Raw genomic sequence first — 4,525 nt, 5'->3', positions numbered from 1 at the left:
CGCGATGAGCGACGACGATCGTTACCTCGCCGCCATCGTCGCTCCCGTGCGCGGCTCCGGATCGTCGTCCCCGAAGCCCAGACAGCTGCTGATCTGGGATGCGAGTATGGGGACGCCCCTTGCCGTCGCCGCGCCCTTCGCCGACCAACTCGCCACCCGTGCCGCGCCCCTCGCCGTGCGATTTCTGCCCGGGACCGACACGTTGCTGGTGAACACCTTCAGCGGAACGCTCTACCGCATGGGCCCGCAAGGAACCCAGGAACGGTCAGAGCTCTTGCGGCAAGCGCCAGCCGGCGCGCACACCGTGGCCCTGGAGACCGGTGTCGGCGGGATTTATCTGTTGGAATCCGATCCGGCCGCGAACGCGACCCGTAGCGACAGGGTCGTTCTCCTCGATCCAGACGGCTCCATGCGCCGCTCCTGGGACGTCACTTCGTTGAAGATCAGCATCGGCCAGATCGCGGCGCTCAGCGACGGCGGCGCACTGCTGGTCGACAACGCCGGGCGGGCCTACCGGCTCGGCACCGACGGCAGAGTCGGTGCCGCCGTCGATCTGAACGCGGGAGTCGTTACCGACGCGCACCAACTGCCCGGCACCCAGATCGTCATGTTGGCTGTCCAACGTTCGAGCGTGATTTCCTCGACAGAGGAATACGATCTCAGCAAGGACGTCGTCGTTCGCACCGGCGGCCCTGGAGTGCCCCTGTTCTCCTTCGCGACAACGAAGGACGGCGCCTATCTCGCCGGCTCGGACCTTCTCGACGTGCGCGGCGTTCTCGCTGCGCTGCGGCCCCAGGACAAGGCGGCGAACCTGTGCGCCGTGGCGGGGCGGGAGCTCACGCAGCAAGAATGGGACGCCTACGTGGGGAGCGTCGCCCCGTACCGCAAGCTGTGTATGGACGCGGACGGCGGCCTGGCGCCGTTCTACGACGCCGGACGGCAAGGGCTGTATCTATCAACCCCGCAGATCGCGAGAACGCCGTCAGCCAGCGAGGCCGCCTCCTACGCGAACGCGTGCGCAGCGCCCCAATCCGACGGGTACACCACCAGCGGCCCGTTCTCGTGGAGAGCCGGAACCGACTCGACGGCGATCTGTGTCAACGGCGCCCCGGAATGGGTTGTCCACCCGACGCCCCGCCTGCAGATCAAGCCCGCGACGATTGGTGGCCAATCAGTTCTCGTCGTCTCCGGTCAGACCTTCGGCAACCCCGGAACAGGAGCCAGCCAGATGAGTACGGCATTCGACGTCCTGAGCCCCACCGCGGTCGACATCAGCTCATCCGCCTCTGCTACCGCAGCGATCACAACTGACGCCACAGGGGTAACGCTGACAGCCGCGCAAGGCGACATCGAGGTGGCAACCACGTACGGTGTCGACCAAAACGGTGATTGGACGCTGCTCAGCCAGACTCCTGTCGGCGCGGCGCTCACCGTTACAAGCGCGAAGAAGTGAAGACGTGATTGTCCGCGCTTGAAGCGCTCCCAATCACCGTCTACACGTGGCGTCTCACCGCTGGCCGAACGTGTCGCCTTGATTTATTATCAACTTGATTAGGCTGAAGCCGGGCGATTCGCACGTGGCACGTGCGGGAGGGAGCGTCTTCCTCGGTTGGTGCGCCATATGGACCGAGTTCTCGACTGCAATCGAGCCGTCGCTTTCGTCGGCGGCGTTCGAGGACGACGGAGAGACCGCCGGTGCGCCAGTGTCCGGAGAACCGCCGCAGTCAGCTGAGGTTTCTGATGACGTCGTGGCTCATCGCCAGCACGGCCGCCTCGCTTTGACTCTCCGAGGCTGCCTGAGCTTGCCTGCCGATCGAGGAAACCTCGTATTGGATGTCGATCTCAGCGTTGCCATCGATGACCAGCAGGTACGCCTCGGAGGATTCCGACCTGGTGCCGAACACGATGTAGGCCTCGTTGCCGAGGCCTGTGACCGGACGCGAGTCCTGGACCGTAACCCATGACATCAACGTCGCGATTTCGGATTTCATCTTGTCATAGAAAAGCTGGCTTAAGCTCGGCTGCGAAAGTAGGACGTCAATATGGGCTGTGTAATAGACGTAGCCGGTGAGCGACATCGGCGAGTTCCACGTCGCGTTACGGCTACCGGACGCCTGATGCACACTTGGATCGCAGGCTGCCCCGGGCAGGTACTTCGCTGCGGTCGCTGCGGCGATAAGGTCGCACTGCTTGGGCAGGTGCGAAAACGTCGACCCCGAAGTGTGGAGTCGGCACGTTCCGGCACCTCCCTTTGCTTTCGAAAACTGTTGATGCAGAGCAGAGATGGAGCGGCCACGTTTTTATTGGCGTTGTGGCACGATTCGATGAAGTGATCTCTGGCGTCCGCACGGTCGCGGAATCGTGCAGACATGCCTCGTCGATCAACCCGTTATGATCTTGTCGCTGCGCTCGCGCGGGCGCGTGAGGAATTGCGCCGCAGCCGGCGCGAGAACCGGAACCTGCGCCGCGAGAACGAAGTCTGCGCGAAGCAGCCGAGCCGTTGATGCACCATGCGCCGGCGCGGGAGCGCTTCACGTTCATCCACGAGCGGCGTGACCGGTTCAGCGCCAAGCTGCTGTGCCGGGTCCTGCTGACTGACGGCGCCAACTACCGCGCCTGGGTCCGCAGTCTGCGGAAACGCCGTGACCGACAACTCGATGAGCGGCGGCTGACCGAGCTGATCTTCGAGGTACGCGCGACGCATCCTGCCTACGGTGTGCTTCGCATCACCCGTGAGCTGCAACGTCGCGGCATCCCGGTGGGTCGGCGCATCGTGGCCCGGCTGATGCGGGAAAACGGCATCGCCGCTGTCACTCGGCGCAGGCGCCGCAACTTGACCAGACCAGATGCGGGCGCCGTTATGGTTCCGGATCTGATCTGTCGGCAGTTCACGGCGCCGATGCCCGGCCTGAAGTTGATCGGTGACATCAGTTGCTTCGCGACATGAGGGGTGGCTCTACCTTGCGACCGTTGTGGATCTTTGCAGGAGAGAGGTGATCGGATACGCGCTCGCGCCGCACATGCGCGCCGGTCTAGTGGTAGATGCGATCAGCGCCGCGCACGGAACCGGGCTGGTTGCAGGTAACGCGATCATGCACACGGATCGCGGAAGTCAATACCATGCGAAGCTGTATCAGAATGCGCTGCGGCGGTGCGGCATCCGGCAAAGCACCGGCCGCACCGGATCTTGCCTCGATGGCGCGGCCGCGGAGTCGTTCTTCGCAACGATCAAGGCCGAGATCGGCACCGAGAGTTGGCCCGACCGCGCTACGGCACGACGAGACATCGAGAACTGGATCAAGACTTACAACCAGCGGCGCCTGCACTCCTCACTCGGCTACCAGACACCGCACGAAGTACGAATCGCCTGGCAACAGCGGATGTCAAGCGCCGCATAGAGTCAACGGAGGTGATCGAACGTGCCGACTTCACCGGTCAACCCGTGCGATCAGCACACTCACGCAGCAGTAGCGCACCGGCGTGCCCGACCAGACCCCGCCCGTCGGCCACGACTTTCAGCCCACGATCCCACCCGATAGCCTTCACCCGGAAGGTGCACCCTGTTCCCTGCTGGATATGACCTAGACAATCACATCCTTGCAGGCAGCGTGCACCTTTCGCATCTCAGCAGCCAGACTCACCACCGAGAACGCGAATAGGCGGGGCTAGGGCTCAACATGCCGCGAGCTCGCTCTCGAGCAAGATGCGGTAGCTGGCTGTACGAGCGCGATGTGAGCGTCGGGCTTAGTGAGCACCCGAAGCACCTCGTACCAATACCTTTATGCACTCTCCGAGATCGCGTCTGGAGCCGTACAGGGTTCGGTCGGCAGCGTTCTGACGCGCTCTCGGCGCTCCTGCCGTGGGCGCGGCTGGGAGTCGGTCCTGTGTCTGGGGGTTCGACGGGGGTTGGTCTCGGTCTCATGGTGGACGGGTCCAAAGCGTCCGGCGGAGTCGCGGGAGGCGTGGTTGCGATAGGGCAGGCGGCGAGGGTGACGCGCACTGGGCGGAATGGCGTGAGCTACTGGTCGCGGTGTTGCATCCAATGAAGGAGTCGGCCGTATTCATCGATGCGTACCGTGACGGTTGTGGCGTCGACGGCGAATTTGACGCGCCAGTTCCCGTCGGCGGATTGGTGGATCTCTACCTGGTCGAATCGGTCGGGGACCTTTCCGAGGGTGCTCACGCAGGTTCGCCTGACCAATTCGAGCACTGCGGCCGCGTCGGCGGGCTTGTGGCTGGTGCCGAGGCGTTGCCAGTAGGCGCGGATCGCCACGAACCCGCGGACTGTGGCGGCCCAGGCGGCACTGCCGATCACGCCGGTGGCGATGGCGTTGTCGAGAAAGGACTGCGGGTCGCGGCGCGTCTCGTCGCGATAGCGGAATGCTGCTGCTTTCAGTTCCCGAGCGACGTTCTCGTTCGGCAGCTGTGCGGCGTCCTCGGCGAAGAAGACGAAGAACTCCCCGGCGACGATCGGAATCGTTGTGTCGATCAACGCGGTTGATCGCTGATCGCGGTGATCGCTTTC

5 protein-coding genes are annotated in these 4,525 nt (G+C 64.1%); 3 read left to right on the top strand and 2 right to left on the bottom strand.

Annotated elements, in window-relative coordinates; all coding sequences use genetic code 11:
* Positions 1-1,453: hypothetical protein (locus VFA16_RS10635; protein WP_324967772.1), on the top strand; the 1,453-nt coding region annotated here is incomplete at its 5' end.
* Between the two features lie 271 nt (positions 1,454-1,724).
* On the opposite strand, the gene VFA16_RS10630 is transcribed toward VFA16_RS10635, so the two are convergent.
* Positions 1,725-2,078, bottom strand: coding sequence for a hypothetical protein (locus VFA16_RS10630; RefSeq protein WP_324967771.1), 354 nt, complete (start codon positions 2,076-2,078; stop codon positions 1,725-1,727).
* A gap of 425 nt (positions 2,079-2,503) precedes the next feature.
* On the opposite strand from VFA16_RS10630, the gene VFA16_RS10625 reads away from it, so the two are divergent.
* The gene (locus tag VFA16_RS10625; protein ID WP_324967770.1) at positions 2,504-2,947 is read left to right on the top strand and encodes an IS3 family transposase; all 444 of its coding nucleotides are present in this window, start codon (positions 2,504-2,506) and stop codon (positions 2,945-2,947) included.
* Entirely contained in the window at positions 2,922-3,398 is a 477-nt protein-coding gene (locus VFA16_RS10620; RefSeq protein ID WP_414687690.1) for an IS3 family transposase, read from the top strand. The genes VFA16_RS10625 and VFA16_RS10620 overlap by 26 nt, the downstream gene beginning before the upstream one ends.
* 620 nt (positions 3,399-4,018) lie before the next feature.
* On the opposite strand, the gene VFA16_RS10615 is transcribed toward VFA16_RS10620, so the two are convergent.
* The coding region (locus tag VFA16_RS10615) for a hypothetical protein (protein ID WP_324967768.1) at positions 4,019-4,525 on the bottom strand (507 nt) is incomplete at its 5' end.

Origin of the sequence: Mycobacterium sp., assembly GCF_035653355.1 — a bacterium.
GTDB lineage: Bacteria > Actinomycetota > Actinomycetes > Mycobacteriales > Mycobacteriaceae > Mycobacterium.
The sequence above is the reverse complement of the archived record's forward strand: the minus strand, read 5'-3'. Positions and strand labels throughout refer to the sequence as shown.

Bases quoted from the DNA above. Each gene is read 5' to 3' on its own strand.
- VFA16_RS10630 (WP_324967771.1), bottom strand. From the start codon at position 2,078: ATGTCGCTCACCGGCTACGTCTATTACACAGCCCATATTGACGTCCTA.
- VFA16_RS10625 (WP_324967770.1), top strand. From the start codon at position 2,504: ATGCACCATGCGCCGGCGCGGGAGCGCTTCACGTTCATCCACGAGCGG.